Source organism: Pseudomonas sp. 21 (assembly GCF_000955805.1).
In the GTDB taxonomy this organism is placed as follows: domain Bacteria; phylum Pseudomonadota; class Gammaproteobacteria; order Pseudomonadales; family Pseudomonadaceae; genus Pseudomonas.
In genome coordinates this window covers 236,784-259,621 of the sequence record NZ_JYOA01000002.1, presented here as the reverse complement: position 1 = coordinate 259,621, position 22,838 = coordinate 236,784, and the positions used below count along the sequence as shown (strand labels likewise).

The 22,838-nt window shown below is 63.1% G+C and carries 15 protein-coding genes; 4 read left to right on the top strand and 11 right to left on the bottom strand.

The genetic code is table 11. From position 1 onward, the window contains the following. Positions 1 to 78 precede the first annotated feature (78 nt). The 10 genes from UB43_RS05540 to UB43_RS05500 all read right to left on the bottom strand — a co-directional run bounded on the left by UB43_RS05540 (position 79) and on the right by UB43_RS05500 (position 15,067). Positions 79 to 3,354 (bottom strand): ImcF-related family protein, encoded by a 3,276-nt coding sequence (locus tag UB43_RS05540; RefSeq protein ID WP_177329774.1) that lies wholly within the window; start codon positions 3,352 to 3,354, stop codon positions 79 to 81. A gap of 10 nt (positions 3,355 to 3,364) precedes the next feature. Beyond that, positions 3,365 to 4,588 (bottom strand): hypothetical protein, encoded by a 1,224-nt coding sequence (locus UB43_RS05535; protein WP_045209386.1) that lies wholly within the window; start codon positions 4,586 to 4,588, stop codon positions 3,365 to 3,367. 2 nt (positions 4,589 to 4,590) lie between these two features. Then, entirely contained in the window at positions 4,591 to 4,848 is a 258-nt protein-coding gene (locus UB43_RS05530) for a PAAR domain-containing protein (RefSeq protein ID WP_045209384.1), read from the bottom strand. A 141-nt stretch (positions 4,849 to 4,989) separates the two neighbouring features. Next, positions 4,990 to 5,697, bottom strand: a complete 708-nt coding sequence (locus UB43_RS29515; RefSeq protein ID WP_156160351.1) for a hypothetical protein — start codon at positions 5,695 to 5,697, stop codon at positions 4,990 to 4,992. Between the two features lie 641 nt (positions 5,698 to 6,338). Beyond that, positions 6,339 to 6,728, bottom strand: a complete 390-nt coding sequence (locus tag UB43_RS29510; protein WP_156160350.1) for a hypothetical protein — start codon at positions 6,726 to 6,728, stop codon at positions 6,339 to 6,341. After that, positions 6,715 to 9,381: a hypothetical protein gene (locus UB43_RS05520; protein WP_156160349.1), complete on the bottom strand. Its 2,667-nt coding sequence runs from the start codon at positions 9,379 to 9,381 to the stop codon at positions 6,715 to 6,717. The genes UB43_RS29510 and UB43_RS05520 overlap by 14 nt, the downstream gene beginning before the upstream one ends. 38 nt (positions 9,382 to 9,419) lie before the next feature. Next, a complete protein-coding gene (locus UB43_RS05515) occupies positions 9,420 to 11,789 on the bottom strand; it encodes a type VI secretion system Vgr family protein (RefSeq protein WP_045209379.1) in 2,370 nt (789 codons plus the stop codon). A gap of 204 nt (positions 11,790 to 11,993) precedes the next feature. Then, entirely contained in the window at positions 11,994 to 13,202 is a 1,209-nt protein-coding gene (locus tag UB43_RS05510) for a DSD1 family PLP-dependent enzyme (protein WP_371318992.1), read from the bottom strand. An 85-nt stretch (positions 13,203 to 13,287) separates the two neighbouring features. Beyond that, complete coding sequence (locus tag UB43_RS05505; protein WP_045209376.1) at positions 13,288 to 14,682, bottom strand: D-arabinono-1,4-lactone oxidase; 1,395 nt, start codon at positions 14,680 to 14,682, stop codon at positions 13,288 to 13,290. A 16-nt stretch (positions 14,683 to 14,698) separates the two neighbouring features. Beyond that, positions 14,699 to 15,067 (bottom strand): cytochrome c5 family protein, encoded by a 369-nt coding sequence (locus UB43_RS05500; RefSeq protein ID WP_045209373.1) that lies wholly within the window; start codon positions 15,065 to 15,067, stop codon positions 14,699 to 14,701. A gap of 371 nt (positions 15,068 to 15,438) precedes the next feature. Between UB43_RS05500 and UB43_RS05495 the strand changes: the two genes are divergently transcribed. Genes UB43_RS05495 through UB43_RS05480 form a run of 4 tightly spaced genes read left to right on the top strand, consistent with a single transcriptional unit; the run spans position 15,439 to position 20,577 of the window. After that, positions 15,439 to 15,921, top strand: a complete 483-nt coding sequence (locus tag UB43_RS05495) for a formate dehydrogenase subunit gamma (protein WP_045209456.1) — start codon at positions 15,439 to 15,441, stop codon at positions 15,919 to 15,921. Continuing rightward, positions 15,915 to 17,474 (top strand): NADH-quinone oxidoreductase subunit NuoF, encoded by a 1,560-nt coding sequence (locus UB43_RS05490; RefSeq protein ID WP_045209370.1) that lies wholly within the window; start codon positions 15,915 to 15,917, stop codon positions 17,472 to 17,474. The genes UB43_RS05495 and UB43_RS05490 overlap by 7 nt, the downstream gene beginning before the upstream one ends. Beyond that, entirely contained in the window at positions 17,471 to 20,359 is a 2,889-nt protein-coding gene (gene fdhF / locus UB43_RS05485) for a formate dehydrogenase subunit alpha (RefSeq protein WP_045209368.1), read from the top strand. Before UB43_RS05490 ends, fdhF begins: the two co-directional genes overlap by 4 nt. Continuing rightward, entirely contained in the window at positions 20,356 to 20,577 is a 222-nt protein-coding gene (locus UB43_RS05480; RefSeq protein WP_045209365.1) for a formate dehydrogenase subunit delta, read from the top strand. The genes fdhF and UB43_RS05480 overlap by 4 nt, the downstream gene beginning before the upstream one ends. 49 nt (positions 20,578 to 20,626) lie before the next feature. On the opposite strand, the gene mrdA is transcribed toward UB43_RS05480, so the two are convergent. Continuing rightward, positions 20,627 to 22,519, bottom strand: coding sequence for a penicillin-binding protein 2 (gene mrdA / locus UB43_RS05475; RefSeq protein WP_045209363.1), 1,893 nt, complete (start codon positions 22,517 to 22,519; stop codon positions 20,627 to 20,629). Positions 22,520 to 22,838: the final 319 nt, after the last annotated feature.

The following is a 22,838-nucleotide window of genomic DNA, read 5'->3' as shown; positions in this document are numbered from 1 at the left end:
GGCCCGCCAAGAGCAGGCGTAACAGAATATTACACGCCACCCAGCGAGCGACTCGCCCCCGGAGGTGCGAGCCGAGACCTACTGTGTTGCATAGCCTGCACGGATCACCGGCGCGCCCAGGAAAACCTCCTGCGGCAACTTGAAGTCCCGCAGCCCGAGCATCACCCACGGCCCGCGGCCCTGGGTGCGCATCTCCCAGGTCAGTGGGATGCCGTCCGGCGCCGTCAGCACGACCTGGAAGGTCGACCCACCGCTCTCCAGCGGCGTTACCCGTGCCTGCTCCAGCAGGCGAAGCAACGCCCAGCGGCCCTGGTAGTCGCCGTACAACCGGTCGCCGGCCCTGACGCTCTTCCACATCAGCAGCACGCCAGGGTGATCGTTGGGACTGGGCCAGACGAAGGATTTCCAGCTTTCCATCTGATTGAAATACTCCAGCCGCTCGCCGTCGATTATCAGCGTGGTGCTCACCACATCGCGCACCGGCTTGGCCTTGAGTTCAAAGGACATCCGCATGGCGCCATCCGAGTAGAGCGCATCGGCCAATTCGCTCAACTGATTGACCGCTTTCAGGAACGCCGGGGTGACTTGCAGCCCCTGGCTTTCTCCGCCAATGGGAACCCAGCGCTTGCCTTGCTTTTGCAGCACGCCACCCAGTCGTGACTTGATGAACTGGTCGATACGACCAGTGCCCGGCCAGATCATCTGCCCCAGCAAGGGCAGCGGCGCGTCGGCACCATCGGCCACGAAGGGATAGCGTCCGGCGAAATCGCGCTGCCATCGGGCGACTATCGCTTGCTGCCACTGGCGGTTCAGATCACCAGCCGAAGATTGCATCACCCCCGACCAGGCCTGCCCCAGCGGCAGCACGAAGAGGTTCTGGGCGAAGGCCGCCAGCGGTTTACCGAGACTCTCCGCGACCAACTGGCCATAGTCCTCGTTGTCGATGGTCAGTCCCTGGAAGGTGGCTTGCGCCATGGTCCGGGCCGCTGTTTGCGGATCGGAAGCACTCTCGACCCGTTGCAGCCGTGCCCTCACCTGGGTCACGCGAGCGAGATAGGCCTGCAGGTTGGCCTGCTTGCCAGTCGCCGAGCGCATCTTCCCCTGGATGGCCAACAAGGGGCCGAAGGTCTGCTCCATGGGTGATTGCTCCTCTGCCGACTTGGTGGCTTGTGTCCTAGCCCCGGTGGCGCCCTGCTGGGCCAGCTCCTTCATCAGCGCTACCAGCGGCGAGCGACGCGCATCAGCCAGCAAACCCAGCTGATCGATGGCTGCAGCCTGGGTCGTTGCCTTCTGCCAGCGAATACTGTTGAGGAACGCCAGCCAGGCCTGGCTGAAATCGCTGAAGTAGCGCTCGGTCAGCCGTGCCTTCAGCGCTTCCGGCTGCAGCTCTGGCGCCAGCGAGTGCTGCGGGTCGCTAAGCACCCAATCGAGCTCTTCACGTCTTGCTTCGGCGACCTGGTCAATGGCCTTGCGCAGGTAACCGTCCCAGGCCTGACGGGTCAGCGCTCCGGACACACTGGCCGGTGAAGCGAAGAGCGATGCGACCTCGGTTTCACCGACCAGGCTGGCGAGCGTCAAGGCAACGTACTGACTGTTCGCATCGTCCAGCAGGCGCTGGTACAACGCCTGCTCCAACGCTGGCTGGTCAAGCTGGGTCAACAATACCTGGCGTGCCTGAGCGATGACCTGGCTATCAGGTTGGATACGCCATTGCGGATGGGCCTGCAGGTGTCGGGCATAGAACGCCCAGAGACGCGGCGCCAGCTTCTGCCAGCGGGCGGTCGCAATGCCATCGCGGGTGGCATTGGCCGCACTCAGCTCGCGTGCCAGGAAGTCTGCGTCGGCCTTGTCCGGCTGCGCCATCATCAGGTAGGCCTTGAGCTGGTCGCGCGCGCTGGCCGCGTTGGCGCTCAGCTCGAGGCTGTCCGGCGGCAGGTTCACCAGCCCGTTCAGGCTCTGCTCCAGGCTGCGTGCCGCCACGTCGCGCATCAACTCGTTATTAACCTGGGCAAAGCGCGGCCAGGCTGCTGCCAGCAAGGCATCGTTCTGGCCCAGGCCGAACCGCTGGTACCAGGGCGCCCCTTGCTTCTGGTGAAGCTCCAGCTTCGTCAGGGTGTGGGTCAGTTGATCGAGGGCGGCCAGCCGGGCTTCGAGATCGCCAGGCGCATTCGCCGTTGCCAGCGCTACTTCGACCGAGGCGATCTGGCTGCGGTTGCTGGAAAACGACAGCAGCAACGCCAGTACGCATAAGCCAAGGCAAGCGAGCGTTGCCATCTGCAAACCGCGCAGCCAGGTCCAGCCGGAGGTGCTGCCGCGAGCCTGGCGATCATCGCGGATAGCCGTCCAGACGGGAGCCGGCCACCAGGCGTTGGCGACTCGCCCTTCGCGGACAGGCGGCAGTGGCAGGCCGAACAGCAGCCCGCGCAGCGGTACGCCTCGGGCAAAATCAGGCTTGAGCCGATCCAGCAGCCTGCTCCAGCGGGCAATACCTTCCTGCCCGAGGTTGCGGGAGAGGCGCAGCTGGAAGTCATGCCTGGCGGACGAGTTCAACCGCACCAGCCCCTGTTCGCGCAGCGGTGACAGCAGCTTGCGCAGAGACTCCTCGACCCACCCCGCCGAGGCCTTGGGCGGAAGCAGGCAACCAATCGCGGGCAGCGTACGGTCGTCCTGCTCCCATTCACTGCCATGCACTTGCCAGAGGTACAAGGGCGCCTGCCAGCGCAGGCTCCGCGCCAAGCCGCGCAATTGCTGCAAGCCCACGTTCAATGCCTGTGCATCGGGGCTTTGCCCTTCGCTCAAGGCCCAGACCACGCCATCCAGCGGCAGCCTTGGGCGCAATTGCGCCAGCAGCCCGACGACGCCTGCCCGCCAGGAACCGCGCAGGCTACCGCCATGCAGCAACACCACGCCCTCGCCTTCCAGCCAGCGAGCGGCAGACAGCCCGGGCGCGATGGCATCGACCTCCGTCTGCTCACCCACCACCAACAGCAGACGAACCTTGTTACGCCAGGCAAAGCCATAGGCGACAGGCATATGGTTGCGGATGGCAATCAGATCGTTTTCGGCAGCGGCCTGGACCGGATCGGCCGCCACCTGCGCGGCCGACTCCACATCAGCAGCACTACTCGCCCGGTAATCGAACTGCCCGGACTTCCGGCCCAGGAATCGATAGAGCCCCAGGACCAGCACAAGCACCGAGCCCAGCATCACAGTCCAGAACAGCCCCGAGGACCGCTCCTCACTGCCAGCGCGCACACCCAGCAACTCCGGATGCCGCCACAGCAACACCGCAACGACTCCGGCGATCAGCACAACCAGCGAAGCGAGCAGAACCAGCAAACGAGCAGAACGCATGGACATGTCCCTATGGCGACGACGGCGCGACCACCGAACTCCACAACGTGGAGTCGGCAACGGCGTTGCTGCTGAAGATGATTTGCGGCTGGCCCTCACGGCGCACCGCCTCTACCGCGGCGGCGATGGCAACCCAGGGCGCCGCGCAGCCGGGGTAGCCGAGGCAGGCGCCCAGGTCGCGCACGACCGGATCCGGTTTCAGCAGCTCCAGCACCAACTTGTTGACGTCGCCCTGGCGCTTGGTGGGGATTCCCACCAGCCATGCCCGCTGGAGCGCCTCGGCTTTCAATGGCACCCAGTCCAGCGCCTGATGCACGGCATAGCGCAGGGTTTCGCCGGTGGTGCCGTGCTCCTGCTCCGGGCGATGCAGATAAGCCACGATGGGAGCGGTTTTCTGGGTCAGGCGATTGCCCAGCAACAGCGCCACCGCGACCTCCGCCGAGTCCTCCCGCGGCTCCGGCGCAACACACAGCGCCACCACCAGCACCAACGCTGGATCGGCGATGCGTTTGTCCAACCAATGGTCCACGGCGTCCAGCCCTTCGCGCTCCAGGCGCGTCACCGACTGGCGTATACCCGACTCCGCCCAGGCCCGCTGCCAGGCATCCTGCTGCAGTGCCGGGGGAACGCTGCTGTCGGTTTCCTGCACCAGCATCAGCGGCTGCTCGGCCGGGAAAGCACGTAATGCCACGGCCATCTCGCCCAGCACCTGGCGGTACAGACGCAGCAACATCGCCGCGTCATCCAGCGTCTTCCCCACATCGTTCATCACCGGCAACATCGCGGTGTGTCGAGCCGTGAGCTCCCCCTTGCCACGCACCGTCTGGGTTTTCAGCTCACTCTTGCCGCAGGTCAGCGCCTCGAACTGCGCATCGCCCTCGTCTCGCAAGGCGGTGTAGAGACTGACCGCCAGCACCTGCTGCGAACGGCGCCCCTTGCGCAGCTTGGCCAGCCAATCCGCCTCGCGCGCCTCATCCCAGCCCTCGGCGCTGCTGAGCAGACTGATATGCAGCAGGAACCGCCCGAACAGCAGCAGGCTCCAGACCACCAGGGGAATCCCCAGCGCGCGGCCCCAGAACAGTAAGGGCTGTTGCCCCAGCGACTGCTCGCCCAGCAGCAGGGTCGAGCCCATGCCAATCAACAAAGCCAGCAACAGCAGGCCAAGCCAGACCCACGCACCGGGCGGCGCCGGCAGCTTGGCAGGCGGCGGCACCTTATCCAGACGGACCGCCATGCTCAGCTCGCGGTCGCTTCGGACAGCGACGTGATCAACGCACAACCGCAAGCGCAGCGATGGCCATGGAAGGCAATCGGGACACCGTTATCGTTGAACGTCGAGTGCCCCTCGCTCACCACCGTCGGGCCATGGGCCGGGCAACTCACCCGATCGCCCACACGCGCCACGCCGATGCCGTGGAATTTCCGATTGGCAGAGCCAGTCAGCACACTGCCGCCGCTAGTGGTGTTGTCGCCGATGCGGATGATGCCTTTCATTGAAATATTCATTTGCCAGCAATAGCCAAGCAGTCAAAATAAAAATGGGACAGATCTATTTTAGGCGCTCTAATCTTGACTCCGCGCACAGCTTCAGAGCACGACAAATAAATCTATCACCTTTTGGAATTTTTCGTATTATCAAATCACACTAGATATTGTAAGCCAACCCTTCACTGCCTTTCCGCTCGGCATTTTGTATAATACTTTCAACCATCCATCACGATATGACAAAACCCTTACCACATCACCTTCAGCTAGATAGATCTCGCTACCTTTCTTAAGGTTTGGCTCCCGGTAAATTCTGCTTTTAGAATAGCTAACACTAGTCTCAACCTCCTTGGCCAAGATCAAATCACCCCTCCCGAACAACTCATTCTTATCGACCAATTCAAATCTTGCCCTAGCAATAACCCCAGGCTTGGACCTCAGAATAAGCTTACTAGGAACCTCTCCATTAGAACCACGCAAAGTCGATACAACAAGAGACTCTTTTATCGAAAAATCCTTCACATCAAAATCTATCGAATAAACATTGTTAGGATATTCAAAATAAATCTTAACCACACCTTCTGCCGCCTCAATATGCACAGAGCCATCTGCAACGTCACTCTTACTTACCAAAACTGAATTTCTTAATAACGGACCGCCATTAGAATAAAGCGCAACAACATCCACTCCATTACCAGAGCCAACCAAGCAAACCTCACCACCACTTAGCTGAACCTTCTGATATATTACCGAATTACCACTCTCACCTAGACAATCAATAGCATAAGCCGAGAAATTCGAAAACATCAAAGCCCAGCAAATAAAATTACCAATTCTTTTTAAGAGCTTCATATGCATCCTTTATCTTCACATCATAACCAATCTGATTCATTCCATTATATTTTGCGCTATCTGCAGCCAGTTCTTCGCCTTCATTGGCCCAACAAGATTCTTCTCCTTAGCAAGATAAACCTTGTAATACTGAAGGTGCTGCAAGGAGAGAAAAGTGAACAGATTTATTTTAGGCTCCCCAATCCTGACTTCGCACATAGCTTTAGAGTAGGAAAATAAGTCCGTCACCTTTTCTCCTTTTGCTATATTTTATCGATAAAACCGGGTACTCCCTCCCTTCAATCGAATAAAACACCGAAAATGGGGCGCTAGACTTTATGATTAGTTGGCCAAATTCCCCAGCCCAGGCTTTATAAAAAAGCACCGCACCAGCATCATGAACACTGAAAATAATACGCGCGACCATTAGGCATATTACCCCAACCACTAAGAGCCCTATAATTTTAAATTAAAAAAACGAAACCATTTTAGCCCCCAAGCAAAAAAAGGGGACAGCGAAATAGAATACCCAATCGCCCTCGATTAATTCTCCTCAACCTTAATGAGAACCAGCCTTCCGTTTTTCATTTCAAAATAGCGAACTCTATTCTTCACCGGTAGCAATTGACCACTCTGATCCGTCTCAGGATCAGCCGCCACTCCCGAAATTACCAGCAGTCGACTCTTAGGCCGAAACACCACATCGAAATAACTTCCACCCCCCCCTCCAGTAGGTACGCATTGGGGAAACCAACAACAACCCTACCAGTCTTAGCATCAAGAATCTCACCACATATCGCACCAGCACCACAGTCACCAGTAAATACTATGTAATGCCCAGCAAAATTAACTTTGCGCTTAACTGCCAACGACCGATAAATCATCCACTTCCCTTCAGTTTTAGCAGAACTATCCAAGGCATGATTAGCACCAGAATACAAATCATCTACCTTATAATCCTCGAACCTCGGAGAGGCCGAATCGGCATAAACTTCAACCCCTAAAAAAAATGCAAAAAATAGCAATGCCTTAAAAATTATTTCCTTATCCAGACTCACCTTTTGACTCCTTCAGCGCTTTGACCATCTCATCTGGCAGTATATGAGCCGAGTTAAGACCATCCCCCGAGTAGTAAGACTCACCTTCAAAGCTAGCCGTTCGCTGAATCATAATCGGTTTCCCCGCTGCATCTCTAACTATGTTCCCATTGGAATCTCTCTGTGCTTTCGGGCTAATTCTTTTCCCCTTCCTGACACCTGCCGAGGCGAACTCCATAGCCCAAGCATAAATTGCGTCCTCTACTGAACCATCGCCCTCAAGATATTTAATAAACGCACTCCTCTTCACCTTAATCAGATACTCTTCAAATATCCTATCCTGCATTTCAGCATCAAACTTTTGCGCAGGATCAAGCTTTAAACTTTTTACTGCCGCACTCAGTGTCTCGGGTACTACCTGATATCTGCCCACAGCAAATAACTCTCTAGATGCGTGTTTCTCTTGAACCTCTTTCAAGGTCAAGCTTGTTAAGCTTGTATTGTAATATGATTGCAATTCCGGAGCAGTCTTATTATAAGCGATATAATCGTTATTTGACTCAACCTTACCAAGCAAATTAGCAAAGACACTATGAGCCCAGCGACTCTTAGTTACTTTAAAGAGGCCTATCAATCCAATCGGATGCAAATGATAAACCCGCCCGTTCTCCGGCAATCCCACCCTCCCCGCCACATCACTCCACCACTTCAACTCTCGTATCCTTTCCTTTTCCGCCATCCAGTTCAGGAAAGGGGTCGAAGGGGTATGGCCCTGGACGTCATCCAGGTCATCCCATTTCTGCTGGCGATAGTGCCATTCGGTTTCGTAGTTGATGACCAGCTGTGAAAGCATTTGCGCCTTGGCAGGAATAGCCAGGGCAGCCTGCATTTCATCCGGGCTCAACTTGCCATCTCGGTTGCTATCGACAATGTCGTACAGCCGACTTTGCAGCGGTCCCTGGTCCCATGCGTCGATGTGCGGGCGAAGCCGTTCCGCTTCGTCATCGGTCAGCAGGCCTCGGGTATTGAGGTTGTAGGCCAGGCTGCTCTCTAGGGAGCCGTAGTCGTTGATAATCTCGTAGCCGTCCCAGTGCCAGGGGCTGACCCAGGGCGTAGTACCAATCCGCTCACATACCCAGCCGTTCAGCGGTTTTTCAGCTTCATCGGTGAGTAGTCCGTCGAGGCGATACCAGTTGAACGCCTCGCCGGCGACGACGCGCTTGTCCGCAGCACCCAGGCCATCGAGCAAGCTGCGAGGGACCAGCAGGGTGTAGCCGCTGGGTGTACCCACTTGCATCACCGAGGGCGGGCTACCGGTGCTGGTGATGACACCTGTTATCCCTTTCTCCAGCTTGAGCCAGGTTCTTTCCTTCACCGGCAGGCGGTCCGCCCAGGCGCGGCTGGCTTCGAAGAATTTCGGCAGGTTGTCGGCGGTGAAGGTTTCCAGGTGCAGCTTGTACACGGGGGGTGCAGGTTTGCTGGTCTGGTAGGGACCGAGATGGCCGATCAGTTCACCGGCCTTGATCGCAACGGGCGGTTCCAGGATGGAAACCGTGTCCAGTTGATGGGGCAGGATGATCGGTTCCAGGGCGCTGAAGCGCAGGTAGCCGGCGGCCGCATGGAAATCGTCCGCTTCGGAGCTGGCGGAGTCGGGGGTGAGTACGCTTTCCAGCTTGCGATACTCCCCTTCTCCGCTGACCACCACTTCAGCGCCGCGCGGCAGTGTGGCGATGACCTTGCTGTTTGCCTTGGCTTCGGCATGGACGTTGAGGTGTTCGCACTTTTCCGCACCCAGGGCATCGTCCTTGACCCTGTATCGGCCTGTCGTGTCCTCCAGAGCATTCTTGCGGATATAGCCCAGCGCCGGGTTCTTTGGCCCGAGCGGCGGCAGGTCGATGCCGTCGGCACTGACCAGCTTGCAGTAATCACCGGTGCCGCTGATGGTGACGGCTGTACCTCGCGGCAAGGTCTTGAGCACTTTGCTGCCAGGTTTGGGCTGAGCGTGAACGCTGGCGCCGAGGGGGCCTGGATCGGTGGCATCGGCCTTGACCCGGTAGCTGCCGGACTTCCAGAAGGCGGGGCGTGCAAGCTTCGGGTCATCCTCGTAGGTCTTCCAGTCCTGCAGGTGCATGTAGAGGCTGTAGAAGATCAGGCTTGGCGGTATGTCGGTACTGTTCTCCAGCTTGGGAGCCTGGAGGTGGTGGCGCACCAGCACGAACCCGGAGGCGAAAGGAGCCTCGATCAGTTCATTGGCCTTCGTGTAATAGGCCGTTTTTGGGGTGCTGGTGGCGATGCGGTAGGCCACGACTTCGCCATCGGCCAGACAACGGACGTGATCTTGCTTGAGGATGCCGGCGGTTCCGCCGTCAAAGTGCACACCACCGTGCCACAGGCCGTTTCGGCCTACTGGGTAGTAGCCGGCCACCGCCTTGGAAAGGTTGGTCAGCTGAACCAGCGGATTGGACTTGTCGCCAAACGGATGGGCCCAGTTTTTCAGAGGCGCCAGGGTGCCGCGCACAGTGGCTACTGGTGCAGGAGATGGTACTGCCGGATTCACCGGGGGCGCAGCCAGTGGAAGATCATCAAACAGCGAGCGAGACGACGGCGGACCGTCACGACGGTTTCGATAGACGTCCATCAGGCCTTCGTAGAGGTCGCGCAAATAGTTGAGCATAGGTTTCCGTTCCCTTGTCTGAATTGCGTGATACCCGGTCAGTCGGAGTAGTCATTGCCGTTTTGCCGCGCGACGGGAGCATCGGCGAGCGGCGCTACGTTCGGCATTTCCACCGGCTGCTTCGCCGGCCCCTGGAAATCGAAATGCGCGGACTTGATCAGGTAGTCGCCCTGCGTACCTGATTCGATGCCGCAGTTGTCCATCGTGATGTAGGTGCCGCCGGCATTCAGGATGATTTTCTTCTTGGCCGTGATGTGGATTTCGTCTTCGGTGCTGACGATGTCCATTCCCATGCGGGCGAGGATTTCCATCCGGTCGTTCTGCGCCTGGACCTGCACCGGCCCCTGGTTGGCGATGAGCTTCATGCCGACCTTGCGCACGAACAGGCTCATGCCCTGGCCAACGCCGATGAACAGTCGCTTGACCACGCTGACGTCCGCCTCGTTGCCGGCGTTGAGCATGAGGTTGCGCTGGGCGGCCAGTTGCAGGTGCTGACCGCTGGTGAGGGCGATGCCCTTGGGGGCGCTGAGCAGGAGGACGGAGCTTCTCAGCTGTTCCAGGTCCTGCTTGAGCAAGTCGATCTGCTTCTGTACCTGGGCGGGGTCGGCCTTGGCTGTCTCTGCATCGGCAGAGAGCTTTCGCATTTCGTCGCCAGCCTGATCGAGGCGGGTCACTGCTTCCTGCATGGCCAGCACCTGGCCTTGGGCGCCGGGCTGTACGTCCGCGCTGATAAACACGCCTTTGCCAGCGCGCACCGATCCCCAACCATCCGTGCGCAGTTCAAATCCTTCGCCGCGCTGCTGCCGCTGCGCATCCACCAGGTGCCCCAGGTTGATCTGGCTCTTGCCGCTGTACTCGGTGCTGAGCTTGATGTGCTCTTGGCCACGCGTGTCGTCCATGCGCAATTTGTTATTGGCGGGTGTGCGCAGGACGTTGCGCTTGTAGTTCTGCAGGGTGACGTGATCGGGGTGCTGCGAGTCGTGGATGGCGTGGGCGATGTAGGGTCGATCCGGGTCACCGTTCTCGAAGGCGATGCGCACTTCGGTGCCCTGGATCAGCGGCAGGTGCAGGCCGTAAGTGTCCCCGGCGTAGGGGCGCGCCAGGCGAAGCCAGAGGCTCTCGCGGCCGGCCGGCCAGGTGTCGCGATCGAAGAGGAAGTGGCATTTGTAGCGGCCTTCCTTGTCGATGTGGCCGTACAGGTCGTTCGGTTCCGGGCTGGTGACACGGGCGGGGATGGTGCCGGCGATCACCGGCCGGGCCGGGACGTCAGGACGGAAGCAGATGGTTTCGGCGTAGGGGATCGCCTCGAACTGCACTTCGAAGCTGCGGTCGCGGGCAGCGCTGGTATGCAGCCGGACGATGACGGCGCCGGAAGCGAAGGCTGGAGGTGCGCCCTCGGTTTTCAGTACCTGGCCGGGAACCACGGCCGGGCTGCTGGTGCTGCCGGTCAGGCGTGTACGGGCATTGAGGTAACGTTCGTGGGCAAGACGTGCGTAGAAGTAGCCGCTCTCGCTTTCCAGGTCCTCGTCCTGGGCGTAGGCATCGCCCAGGACACTATGCGGCTCGCCGTAGTGGTAGGCCTCGCCGTAGGTGGTGGAAGACGACTGGAGTAGATCGGCGCCGGCGTCCAACTGCGCAGCGGCATCGCGGTAGTAGTAAGCGCGGTTGCCGACCAGCTGCTGCACCACCTCCTGGCTGGACTGCAGACCCCAGAGGGCGTCCTGGCCGCTGGATTCCAGCGCGGACAGCGGACGCAGGGGCAATGGCGGTGCGGGCAGGTAATGGCGTTGGTCGTCGTGGAACTCCACGACTTCGATGCGCAACCGCGCATCCATGCTGAAGCGGTACCAGATACCGACTTCGGCGGTCAGGCGCTGGATGAAGGCCAGGTCATCCTCGCCGTACTGCATTACTTGTTCGCGTTGCGGGTATTCGCGGGTCAGCTCGAAGAGGAAGTCCTGCCCGGCGAAGTCATTACGTCGCAGTACCTGCTCGACGATCTCCGGCACGCTCTGGTTCTGGTAGATACGAAACTGGCGCGCGCGATCCAGCAGTTTCAGGCGCGGTTCAAACGTCACCTCGTAATGGGCTTGATCCCTCGAGACGGACAGCATGGCGAAGCGAGTGAGGGTGCCGTACAGCGTGCGCAGTGGAGCGGCCAGGGGTGGCGTATAGCCGGGGATACCGAGTTGCTCGGGCGGAGCGCGCAGGCTGAAGCTGGCGTCCTGGCACAGGAAGGAGTCGCCCTCGAGGTCAAGGTCGGTGCTGGTGAATTCGATGCGATAGGTGAACGGCCGGCTCAGCGCTTCGTCACCGGTGAACGCCAGTACATCGAGCGATGCATCGACGCCCTGGACGCCGAGAGTGTGACGGCTGTGGTCGAAGAAAGTGCGCAGTTCGTTGAGCATGGCAGGCATCCGTTCCGGGGAAGCGACCATCCCAACAGCCTGGAAACGGGTCTGTCATTCAGACCTGTCCGGAAAGGGTGTCTGATCGTTCATCAGACAAAATTCCAGTAGCCGCTCGGCCATACGAAACCGGATGCTGGATTCAACAGCAGCCAGAAAAAACCTCAGGTCGAAGACATGAGGCTTTTTCGTCACTCTCGGAACTCAGCTATACACAGGCCACTGCTCGACGATGCGCCCCCCACGCACCGCCAGCAGGTCGCCGAACTGCAGGAGGATCGACTCGGACTGGGTCGGGCGCAGGAACACCTGGTCGTCCACCTTCAGGCCGACCGCGCTGGACCCATTGACCATCTCCTGATTCGAGCTGCGCCCGTACAGGCCATTGAACTGCAGTCCCCTGGGCGACTCGGGCTCGGCCATCCAGTTGCCGCCATAGACGAAGAAGGTCTCGCGCTGGTTCGGGTCCCACCACGAGAACAGTTGCGACTTGCCGTCCAGCGCGGGAATCCGCACCGGGCCGGTGCTCTTGATCACCGGCGTGGCGATGAAGGCAGCCGGCTGGTGGTCCACCAGGGATGGCAGGTCATAGTGCGTCGGCTTGACCAGCGCCGAGCCCACCGATACCTCGGTGCTGGTGCGTTCGTTCTCATGCATCCTGAAACTCGGACTGCCAGCGGTATTGAGCGTCAGGCCTGGCTTCCACAGCGTCGTGTGTTGGGTGCGGGCGTAGTCGACGAAGCCGTTGTAGAGCGTCATCACCTTGGCGAAGAGCTCTTCCGAGGAGCCGAGGACCTCGGGCACGCCCATGCCGACGAAGGGGTCGTAGCCCATGAAGCCGGCGAACTCCAGGTGCTGCAGGTTGGCGCCGATGATCGTGAGCATCCTGCCCAGGGTTTCGTGGTCCGCCACGCCGCCCCGGTGCAGGCCGACGTCCAGTTCGATGTTGATTCGCAGCCGGGTGTTGCGCCCCTGCGCCAGCGCCAGGTACTGCTGCAGGCGCTCGGGGGTGTCGAGCAGCCATTGCAACTGGGTCGTCGGGTCGAAGGGGCCGCGCAGGTTCTCGTAGAACTGCTGCGCCGAGCCCACCGGCAGCGGCTTGCCCAGCAGCAGGTCGGCGTCGGGAAAGCGCTCGGCGTCGTGGTTGAGGAAGGGCTGGTGGAAGGACATCATCCGCCGGGTGCCGGCACGCTTGGCGATGTAGTCGAGCAGTTGTGGCGACGGCAGGGACTTCTCCACCACGCGCAGGTGCTTGCCGGTGCGGGCGACCGACTGCATCACCACATCGACGTTGTGATCCAACCGGTCCAGGTCGATCAGCATCACCGGGCGCATCGGCCCGTGCTCGCGCAGCTCGCGGTTGAGCCGGGCGAAGTAGTCGTCGTAGGGCGCGCCGTGGTCGGTCGGTCGCAGCCAGGCGCCAGCGCCGGCGAGCAGAACGCCCGCCCCCGCTGCACCGACGATGAAATTGCGTCGTTTCATGGATTCTTCTTCCTTGTCAGGCCACGCCCAGGATCGATGACAGGTGGGCATTGAGGAACTTGCCCTGCGGGTCCAGCTCGCGGCGCACCTCGGTGAATTCCTTCCAGCGCGGATACAGCGGTTGCAGCGTGCGCGCATTCAGCGTGTGCAGCTTGCCCCAGTGCGGCCGGCCGGCGTACTTCCAGAAGATCGGTTCGACGGCGGCGAAGAAGTTGTGGTGATCCATGCTGTAGTGCTGGTGCACGGAGATGGAGCAGCTGTCGCGGCCCTCGAACATGCTCAGGGGAATTTCGTCGGCCTTCACGTAGCGGTACTCGATGGGGAACCAGGTGCGCAGGTCCTTGTCGTTGATCAGCTTGAGGATCTCGCGCAGGCAGGCCGGGCCATGCTCGGCCGGGACCGAATACTCCATCTCGTTGAAACGCACGTTGCGCACGTTGGCAAAGACGTCGTAGGAGTCGCCGACGCGGTCGTCGAAGCTGGCCACATGGCGCAGGCTGTTGAGCAGGAAGCGTCGCGCGGCAGGGAAATCACTGCCGTACTTGTCGAGGCCCTCGATGATGCTCACGTACTCGTTGCCGCCCTCCTTGGCCGGGTCCAGCGGCGGCGTGGCCGGGTCGGTGGTCTCGTTCAGGGCGATGGACAGCGCGTAGTCGGAGTGGGTCAGCACCTGCATCTCCCAGTGCTGGTTCTCGCGGGTGTTTTTTTCCACATCCTCCAGCAGTTCTTCCGTGCTGGCGATCCACTGCCGCTCGTGCAGGCGGAAGGCCGCGCGATTCTGCAGGCGCACGCGGGTGGCGATGCCGAATGCCCCCAGAGATACACGCGCGGCATTGAACACCTCGGGATGGCGCTGGGCGTCGCAGTCCAGCACTTCGCCGCTGGCGGTCACCAGTTGCAGGCCGGCGACGCGGGAGGAATAGGAGCCAAAGCCAACGCCGGTGCCGTGGGTCGAGGTGGAAATCGCCCCGGCCAGGGTCTGGTAATCGATGTCCGACATGTTCGGCAGCGCCTGGCCGATCTCTTTCAGCGCCGGCCCCATGAGCGACATGGGCGTGCCGGCGGCGAATTCCGCCTGCAGCGTATCGGCATCGTGGCCGAGCAGGCCATTGAAATAGGCCAGCGAGACCAGCGTGCCGTCGGTGGGCACCAGGGCGCTGAAGGAATGCGCCGAGCCAACCGGGCGGACCTTGCCCTGGGCCTGGCGGATGACCTGCACCAGTTCGTCCAGGCTCTGCGGCGCCAGGCGCGCTGCCGGCAGGCAGCTCTGCCCGCCGGACCAGTTGCGCCAGGGGATCAGTCGCGGCGCACGGGCCAGCTCGGCGGCCAGCGGGCTGCTCGACAGCGCCGCGAAGGCGCCGGCGATTCCGGCGTTCTGCAGGAGTTGGCGCCGGGTGAGATGAATAGGCATCGAAGAAACCCCGCGCTTACTGGACCGATTGGCCGGACATGAAGGAAATCAGCGCCAGGAACTCTTCTTCCGAGCACTGCATGCACATGCCCATTGGCGGCATGCCCTTGAAGCCATTGATGCTGTGGTCCAGCAGGCTGTCGGCGCCCTGGGCGACGCGCGGCTGCCAGGCTTTCGCGTCGCCGCTCTGCGGCGCGCCGGAAGCCGGGTTGGCGTGGCAGAGCTTGCAACTGCTGTCATAGATTTTCGCCAGCGCCGGGTCGGCAGGCGCCAGGGCGGCGGCGTTGCGAGTGGGTGTCGGCGCGGCGTCGTCACCACAGCCGCCGAGCAGGCCGGCCAGGGCCAGCACGGCAATCTGCAGCCAGGGTGTTGCGGGTTTGTGCATGGTGCTCCCCTATTCTTCCCGCGCGCGGCGACGGCGCGGATTCTTGTTGTCATGGGTAGCGGGCAGGTTAAATCGGGCAGCGGCCGTGCCTGAGGGCATTACCGGCCAATAAGGGGGCTCTGAGCGGACAAGGTGGCGGTTTGGGCCCCTTGTCGGTTTCAGGATGCGCAGGGTCGCTGCGGTGCAATCCTTGAACACAAGGGATGGCAAGCTTCCATACTGTCGAGGACCAGGCGCGCCCAGATGCCTGGCCGGATAATAAGAATGGCGCCCCGAACAGCCACGCAGTCCGTGACGTGGCCGGTACGCCGCAGCCGAAGGATTCCGGATCGCCGCCCATGGCAGGCATCCGCGATATCGAGGTGCGCTGTATGCCTGATGATTCGCTTCACCTGCCCCTGATCCACGATGTGCTGGAACGTCTCAAGGCCGCTCCCGGCGCCCTGCTGCCGGTGCTGCACGCCATCCAGGACTGCGTCGGCTACATCCCCGACGATGCCCTCCCGGAAATTGCCCACGCCCTGAACCTCAGCGTCGCCGAAGTGCGCGGGGTGATCAGCTTCTACCACGACTTCCGCAGCGCGCCGCCAGCCCGCCATACGCTGCGCCTGTGCCGGGCCGAGTCGTGCCAGAGCCGGGGGGCCGAAGCCTTGGCCGCGCAGCTGCGCGAGCAGCTTGAACTCGACGACCACGGCACCAGCGCCGATGGCCGCATCGCCCTGCGCCCGGTCTACTGCCTGGGCGCCTGCGCCTGCTCGCCGGCGCTGGAACTCGACGGCCGCGTGCACGCCCGTCTCACCGCCGAACGCCTGCGGGAGCTGGTGAACGGTTGCCGGGAGGACGCCGCATGCTGAAGCTGTTCGTTTCCTGCGATTCCGTGGCCCGCGCGGTGGGCGCCGACGAGGTAACCGACGCCCTGGTCGCCGAGGCCGAGCGCCGCCAGCTGCCGCTGGACATCCAGCGCACCAGCTCGCGCGGCCTGTATTGGCTGGAACCACTGGTAGAAGTCGACAGCGACGCCGGCCGGCTGGGTTTCGGTCCGCTTGCGGCAGCCGACATCCCCGCGCTCCTCGACGCCCTGGCCGGCGACCGGGCCAGCCATCCGCTCGCCCTGGGGCTGGTGGAGGAGCTTCCCTACCTGAAAACCCAACAGCGCCTGCTCTTCGCCCGCGCCGGCATCACCCGGCCGCTGTCGCTGGATGACTACCGCAGCCACGGCGGCTTCGAAGGCCTGATCCGCGCCATAGCGATGGATGGCGCCGAAGTGGTCGCCGCTGTACTCGATTCCGGCCTGCGCGGCCGTGGCGGCGCGGCCTTCCCCGCCGGCATCAAGTGGCGCACCGTGCGTGACGCCGTCGGCCCGCAGAAATACCTGGTGTGCAACGCCGACGAAGGCGACTCCGGGACCTTCGCCGACCGCATGCTGATGGAAGGCGACCCCTTCCTGCTGATCGAGGGCATGGCCATCGCTGGCCTCGCCGTCGGCGCGAGCATGGGCTACCTCTACGTGCGCTCGGAATACCCGGACGCCATCGCCACCCTGAACCAGGCGCTGACGCTCGCCCGCGAAGCCGGCTACCTCGGTGACGACGTCTGCGGCAGCGGCCGCGCCTTCGAGCTGGAAGTGCGGGTCGGCGCCGGCGCCTACATCTGCGGCGAGGAAACCGCCCTGCTGGACTCGCTGGAAGGCAAGCGCGGCGTGGTCCGCGCCAAACCGCCGCTGCCCGCGCTGCAGGGTCTGTTCGGCCTGCCGACGCTGGTGCACAACGTGCTCACCCTGGCCTCGGTGCCCATCATCCTGGCCAGGGGCGCCCCGTTCTACCGTGACTTCGGCATGGGCCGCTCGCTGGGCACCATGCCCTTCCAGCTGGCCGGCAACGTCCGCCAAGGCGGGCTGGTGGAGCGCGCCTTCGGCCTGACCCTGCGCGAGCTGGTGGAAGGCTACGGCGGTGGCACCGCCAGCGGCCGACCGCTGAAGGCCGCGCAAGTCGGCGGCCCGCTCGGTGCCTGGGTACCGCCCTCGCAGTTCGACACCCCGCTGGACTACGAAGCCTTTGCCGCCGTCGGCGCCATGCTCGGCCATGGCGGCGTGGTGGTGGCCGACGACAGCCTGGACATGGCACGCATGGCGCGCTTTGCCCTGCAGTTCTGCGCCGAGGAATCCTGCGGCAAGTGCACGCCCTGCCGCATCGGCTCGACTCGTGGCGTGGAGGTGGTCGACCGGCTGATCGCCGCCACCGACCTCAGCGCCCGCGAGGAGCAGGCGCGGCTGCTCACCGATCTCTGCGACACGATGCAATACGGCTCGCTCTGCGCCCTCGGCGGGATGACCGCCTTCCCCGTGGCCAGCGCCCTCAAGCACTTCCCCGCCGACTTCGGTCTGGCGACTTCGGAGGCCGACTCGTGATCAATTTCTTTGACCCTGCCACGTCCAGCACGGGTGACATAGACCTCGGCACCCCCGCCCGCGAGAGCGACGTGCAGGTCAGCCTGAGCATCGATGGCCGGCAGATCAGCGTCCCCGCCGGCACCTCGGTGATGCGCGCCGCCGCGCTGCTGGGCACCAGCATTCCCAAACTCTGCGCCACCGACAGCCTGGAAGCCTTCGGCTCCTGCCGCCTGTGCCTGGTGGAAATCGACGGCATGCGCGGCTACCCGGCCTCCTGCACCACGCCGGTCGGCGAGGGCATGGTGGTGCGCACGCAGACGCCGAAGCTGGCGGGCCTGCGCCGCAACGTCATGGAACTGTATATCTCCGACCACCCACTGGACTGCCTGACCTGTTCCGCCAACGGCAACTGCGAACTGCAGACCGTGGCCGGCCAGGTCGGCCTGCGCGAGGTGCGCTACGGCTACGACGGCGCCAACCACCTGGGCGATGCGAAAGACGTCTCCAACCCCTACTTCGACTACGACCCGAGCAAGTGCATCGTCTGCAACCGCTGCGTGCGCGCCTGCGAGGAAACCCAGGGCACCTTCGCCCTGACCATCGAGGGACGCGGCTTCGAGTCCCGCGTGGCGGCTGCCGGCGGCGATAATTTCCTCGATTCCGAATGCGTCTCCTGCGGCGCCTGCGTACAGGCCTGCCCCACCGCCACGCTGATGGAAAAGAGCGTGGTCGAGATCGGCCAGCCCGAGCGCGCCGTCATCACCACCTGCGCCTACTGCGGAGTGGGCTGCTCCTTCCGCGCCGAGATGAAGGGCAACCAGTTGGTGCGCATGGTCCCGGACAAGAACGGCCAGGCCAACCACGGCCACTCCTGCGTCAAGGGCCGCTTCGCCTGGGGCTACGCCACGCACCCGGACCGCATCACCAAGCCGATGATCCGCAAGCACATCAGCGACCCCTGGCAGGAAGTCAGCTGGGACGAGGCCGTCACCTATGCTGCCAGCGAATTCCGCCGCATCCAGACGAAATACGGGCGCGACTCCATCGGCGGCATCACCTCCAGCCGCTGCACCAACGAAGAAACCTACCTGGTGCAGAAACTGGTGCGCGCGGCGTTCGGCAACAACAACGTCGACACTTGCGCGCGGGTCTGCCACTCACCCACCGGCTACGGCCTGAAGCAGACCCTGGGCGAATCCGCCGGCACCCAGAGCTTCGACTCGGTGATGCAGTCCGACGTGGTGCTGGTGATGGGTGCCAACCCCACCGACGCGCACCCGGTGTTCGGCTCGCAGCTCAAGCGCCGCCTGCGCCAGGGCGCACAGCTGATCGTCATCGACCCCCGGCGCATCGACCTGGTCGACTCGCCCCACGCCCGCGCCGAGCTGCACCTGCAACTGCGCCCCGGCACCAACGTCGCCATGCTCAACGCCCTGGCCCACGTCATCGTCACCGAGGGGCTGGTCAAGCAGGACTTCGTCGATGCGCGCTGCGAGGCCAGCGACTTCATCCGCTGGCGCGACTTCGTCAGCCTGCCGGAGAACGCCCCGGAAGTGCTCGGCCCGGTCTGCGGCGTGCCCGCCGAGGAAATCCGCGCTGCCGCCCGCCTCTACGCCACCGGCGGCAACGCGGCGATCTACTATGGCCTGGGCGTCACCGAGCACAGCCAGGGCAGCACCGCGGTGATGGGCATCGCCAACCTCGCCATGGCCACCGGCAACGTCGGCCGCGAGGGCGTCGGGGTGAACCCGCTGCGCGGCCAGAACAACGTGCAGGGCTCGTGCGACATGGGCTCCTTCCCCCATGAGCTGCCCGGCTATCGGCACATTTCCAACCAGATCGTGCGCAGCCAGTTCGAACAGGCCTGGGGCGTGACCCTGCAGCCCGATCCCGGCCTGCGCATTCCCAACATGTTCGAAGCGGCGCTGGGCGGCACCTTCAAGGCGCTGTACTGCCAGGGCGAGGACATCGCCCAGAGCGACCCGAATACCCAGCACGTCACCGCCGCCCTCTCCGCCATGGAATGCGTGGTGGTGCAGGACATCTTCCTCAACGAAACCGCCAAGTTCGCCCACGTGTTCCTGCCGGGCAGCTCCTTCCTGGAGAAGGACGGCACCTTCACCAACGCCGAGCGACGCATCTCGCGGGTGCGCAAGGTGATGGAACCGCTGGGCGGCAAGGCCGACTGGGAAGCCACAGTCGCCCTGGCCAACGCCCTGGGTTACCCGATGGACTACCAGCACCCGTCGCAGATCATGGACGAGATCGCCCGCCTGACACCGACCTTCACCCGCGTCAGCTACGCCGAACTGGACCGCCACGGCAGCCTGCAATGGCCGTGCAACGACGCTGCGCCCGATGGCACGCCGACCATGCACATCGAACAGTTCGTGCGCGGCAAGGGGCGCTTCATGCTCACCGGCTACGTGCCCACCGAGGAGAAGGTCAACGCCCGCTACCCGCTGCTGCTCACCACCGGGCGCATCCTCAGCCAGTACAACGTCGGCGCGCAGACCCGGCGCACCGACAACGTCGCCTGGCACGAGGAAGATCGCCTGGAAATCCACGCCAGCGACGCCGAAAGCCGGGGCATCAACGACGGCGACTGGGTCGGCGTGGGCAGCCGCGCCGGGCAGACGGTGCTGCGTGCCAGGGTCAGCGAGCGGGTGGCGCCAGGGGTGGTCTACACCACCTTCCACTTCCCCGAATCGGGCGCCAACGTGATCACCACCGACAACTCCGACTGGGCCACCAACTGCCCGGAATACAAGGTCACCGCGGTGGAAGTGGTGCGCGTGTTCCAGCCTTCGGAATGGCAGAAGCGCTACCAGGCGTTCAGTGACGAACAGCGGCGTCTGCTCAAGGAGCGTCGCCAAGCGGAAAAAGCCGAGGTCCGTCGATGAGCGTCGAGAACCTGATCAAGATGGCCAACCAGATCGGCCTGTACTTCGCCAGCGAGCCGGACCGCGACGTAGCGATCCGTGGCGTGCAGCAGCACCTGCAGAACTTCTGGACGCCGGCCATGCGCCGTGAGCTGAAGGCCTGGCACGCCGAGCATCCAGGCGCGGCACTGCATGCCCTGGTGCAGGCGGCGCTGACGGAGACGCTGGCACAGGCCTAGCCAGCCACACCGCACCCAGCCCGCGCACCGGGCTGGGCCGCAGCATCTCTCAGGCGTGCTTGCCCGATGCGGTATCGGCGGGCACGGCGTACTGTGGCTTGAGCTTGCCATCCTGGTCGAGCAGCCAGGCGTCCATGATCTCGCGCACCACCGGGCCGGCCACCCGCCCGCCGGCCTCGCCATTCTCGATGGTCACCGAGACCACGATGGACGGATCGCTGGCGGGGGCGAAGCCGACGAACAAGGCGTTGTCGCGGTGGCGCTCCTGGGTCTTCAGGCGGTTGTAGCGCTCGCCCTGGCGGATCGCGACGATCTGCGCGGTGCCGCTCTTGCCGGCAATGCGGTACTGCGCGCCCTGCCCCGCCGCCCGCGCGCCGCCGCCCGGATCGTGCATGACCAGCTGCATGCCGTAGTTCACCGCATCCCAGTCGCGGGGATTGCTCAGGTGGATGTCCGGCATGGGATTGGCATCGACAACGTCCTCGCCCCCCACCGTCTCGGCCAGTCGTGGACGGTGCCAGGCGCCCTTGCTGGCGATCAGCGAGGTCGCTTCGGCGAGCTGCAGCGGCGTCACCTGCATGTAGCCCTGGCCGATGCCGAGGATCACCGTTTCACCGGGGAACCAGGCCTGGCGCCGGGTCACACGTTTCCATTCACGGGACGGCATCAGCCCGGGCGACTCCTCGGCCATGTCGATGGACACCTTGCTGCCCAGCCCGAAGCGGGTCAGGTAGTCGTGCATGCGGTCGATGCCAAGCTTGTGCGCGACATCGTAGAAGTAGGTGTCGTTGGAGCGCTTGATGGCCGTGTCCAGGTCCACCCAGCCATCACCGCTGTGGTTCCAGTTGCGGTACTTGTGGTCGTAGTTGGGCAGTTGGAAGTAGCCCGGATCGAAGACCCGCGTGGCCGGCGTGATGGTGCCGGTGTCCAGCCCGGCGATGGCCACCACCGGCTTGATGGTCGAGCCCGGCGAATACAGCCCGCGCAGCGCCCGGTTGAACAGCGGTCGGTCGATGGAGTCGCGCAGTTCGGCGTACTGCGCCGAGCTGATGCCGTTGACGAACAGGTTCGGGTCGAAGCTCGGGTTGCTGACCATGGCCAGCACCTGGCCGGTGTTCGGGTCCAGCGCCACCACAGAGCCACGGCGATCGCCCAGCGCCTTCTCGGCGGCGACCTGCAGGTCCACGTCGAGGCCGAGCACGATGTTCTCGCCAGCCACCGGAGGCACCTTCTTCAGCACCCGCATGACACGGCCCTGGGCGTTGGTCTCGACTTCCTCGTAGCCGACGTGGCCGTGCAGCTGCGGCTCGTAGAAGTGCTCGATGCCGGTCTTGCCGACGTACTCGGTGCCCCGGTATTCGGTGCTGTCCAGCCGCGCCGCCTCGCGCTCGTTGATGCGCCCGACGAAGCCGACCGAGTGAGCGAAGTGTTCGCCGTAGGGATAGTGGCGGACGAACTCGGCATCCACGTCGATGCCCGGCAGCTTGAAGCGATTGACCTCGATGAGGGCGATCTGCTCCTCGCTCAGCTCATGCAGGAGGGTGACCGGCTCGAAGGGGTGGCGGCTCTTCTTCAGTGCCTTGTCGCACTGCAGGCGCTGCTCGGGGCTCAGGTGCAGGATTTCGGTCACCTGGTCGAGCACCGCCTGTGAATTGCCGGCGCGCTCGCGGGTCAGGGTGAGGTTGAAGCTGGGCAGGTTCTCCGCCAGCACCTTGCCATTGCGGTCGAAGATCAGCCCGCGCTCCGGGGGAATCGGCAGCACGTGGATACGGTTGTTCTCGGAGACGGTGGCGTTGGTCGAGTAGTCGGTGACCTGGAGGAAATACATCCTCGCCACCAGGGTCACGCTCATCAGGGCCACCAGCGCGCCGCAGGCGATCAGCCGGCGGTTGACCAGCGTCGACTCCTGCTGGTGGTCCTTGAGTTTGATCGGGTCGTGCATCGGGAGATTCCAGAAGGTCCCCATCGATCCTGCGGAAAAGCGATTCAGCCACGCCGGGCGTGGGGCTTTCCGGTCGATGCGGCCTGTTTGCAGCGCAGTTGGACGGAAGAAGCCGGCAGCACCTGGCGCGGTGCAATCACGCGTCGTCTGGCATGCCGGCGCGGCATGGTACCAGACCGACAGGCCGGATTCTGACCGGTAGTCGAGGCATCTCCCTCGTGCCAGGCGCCCCTGCAGTTCCTGGTATTCCTCTGCCGGGTGATGCCAATCGCGGACGGAGTCCGCTCCTACGAGGCCTGACGCCTTTGCAGAAGAGGGC

Bases quoted from the DNA above. Each gene is read 5' to 3' on its own strand.
- UB43_RS05480 (WP_045209365.1), top strand. From the start codon at position 20,356: ATGAGCGTCGAGAACCTGATCAAGATGGCCAACCAGATCGGCCTGTAC.
- UB43_RS05515 (WP_045209379.1), bottom strand. From the start codon at position 11,789: ATGCTCAACGAACTGCGCACTTTCTTCGACCACAGCCGTCACACTCTC.
- UB43_RS05535 (WP_045209386.1), bottom strand. From the start codon at position 4,588: ATGGCGGTCCGTCTGGATAAGGTGCCGCCGCCTGCCAAGCTGCCGGCG.
- UB43_RS05530 (WP_045209384.1), bottom strand. From the start codon at position 4,848: ATGAAAGGCATCATCCGCATCGGCGACAACACCACTAGCGGCGGCAGT.
- UB43_RS05520 (WP_156160349.1), bottom strand. From the start codon at position 9,381: ATGCTCAACTATTTGCGCGACCTCTACGAAGGCCTGATGGACGTCTAT.
- mrdA (WP_045209363.1), bottom strand. From the start codon at position 22,519: ATGCACGACCCGATCAAACTCAAGGACCACCAGCAGGAGTCGACGCTG.
- UB43_RS05495 (WP_045209456.1), top strand. From the start codon at position 15,439: ATGCCTGATGATTCGCTTCACCTGCCCCTGATCCACGATGTGCTGGAA.
- UB43_RS05490 (WP_045209370.1), top strand. From the start codon at position 15,915: ATGCTGAAGCTGTTCGTTTCCTGCGATTCCGTGGCCCGCGCGGTGGGC.
- UB43_RS29515 (WP_156160351.1), bottom strand. From the start codon at position 5,697: ATGCATATGAAGCTCTTAAAAAGAATTGGTAATTTTATTTGCTGGGCT.
- UB43_RS05500 (WP_045209373.1), bottom strand. From the start codon at position 15,067: ATGCACAAACCCGCAACACCCTGGCTGCAGATTGCCGTGCTGGCCCTG.
- UB43_RS05505 (WP_045209376.1), bottom strand. From the start codon at position 14,682: ATGCCTATTCATCTCACCCGGCGCCAACTCCTGCAGAACGCCGGAATC.
- UB43_RS05540 (WP_177329774.1), bottom strand. From the start codon at position 3,354: ATGCGTTCTGCTCGTTTGCTGGTTCTGCTCGCTTCGCTGGTTGTGCTG.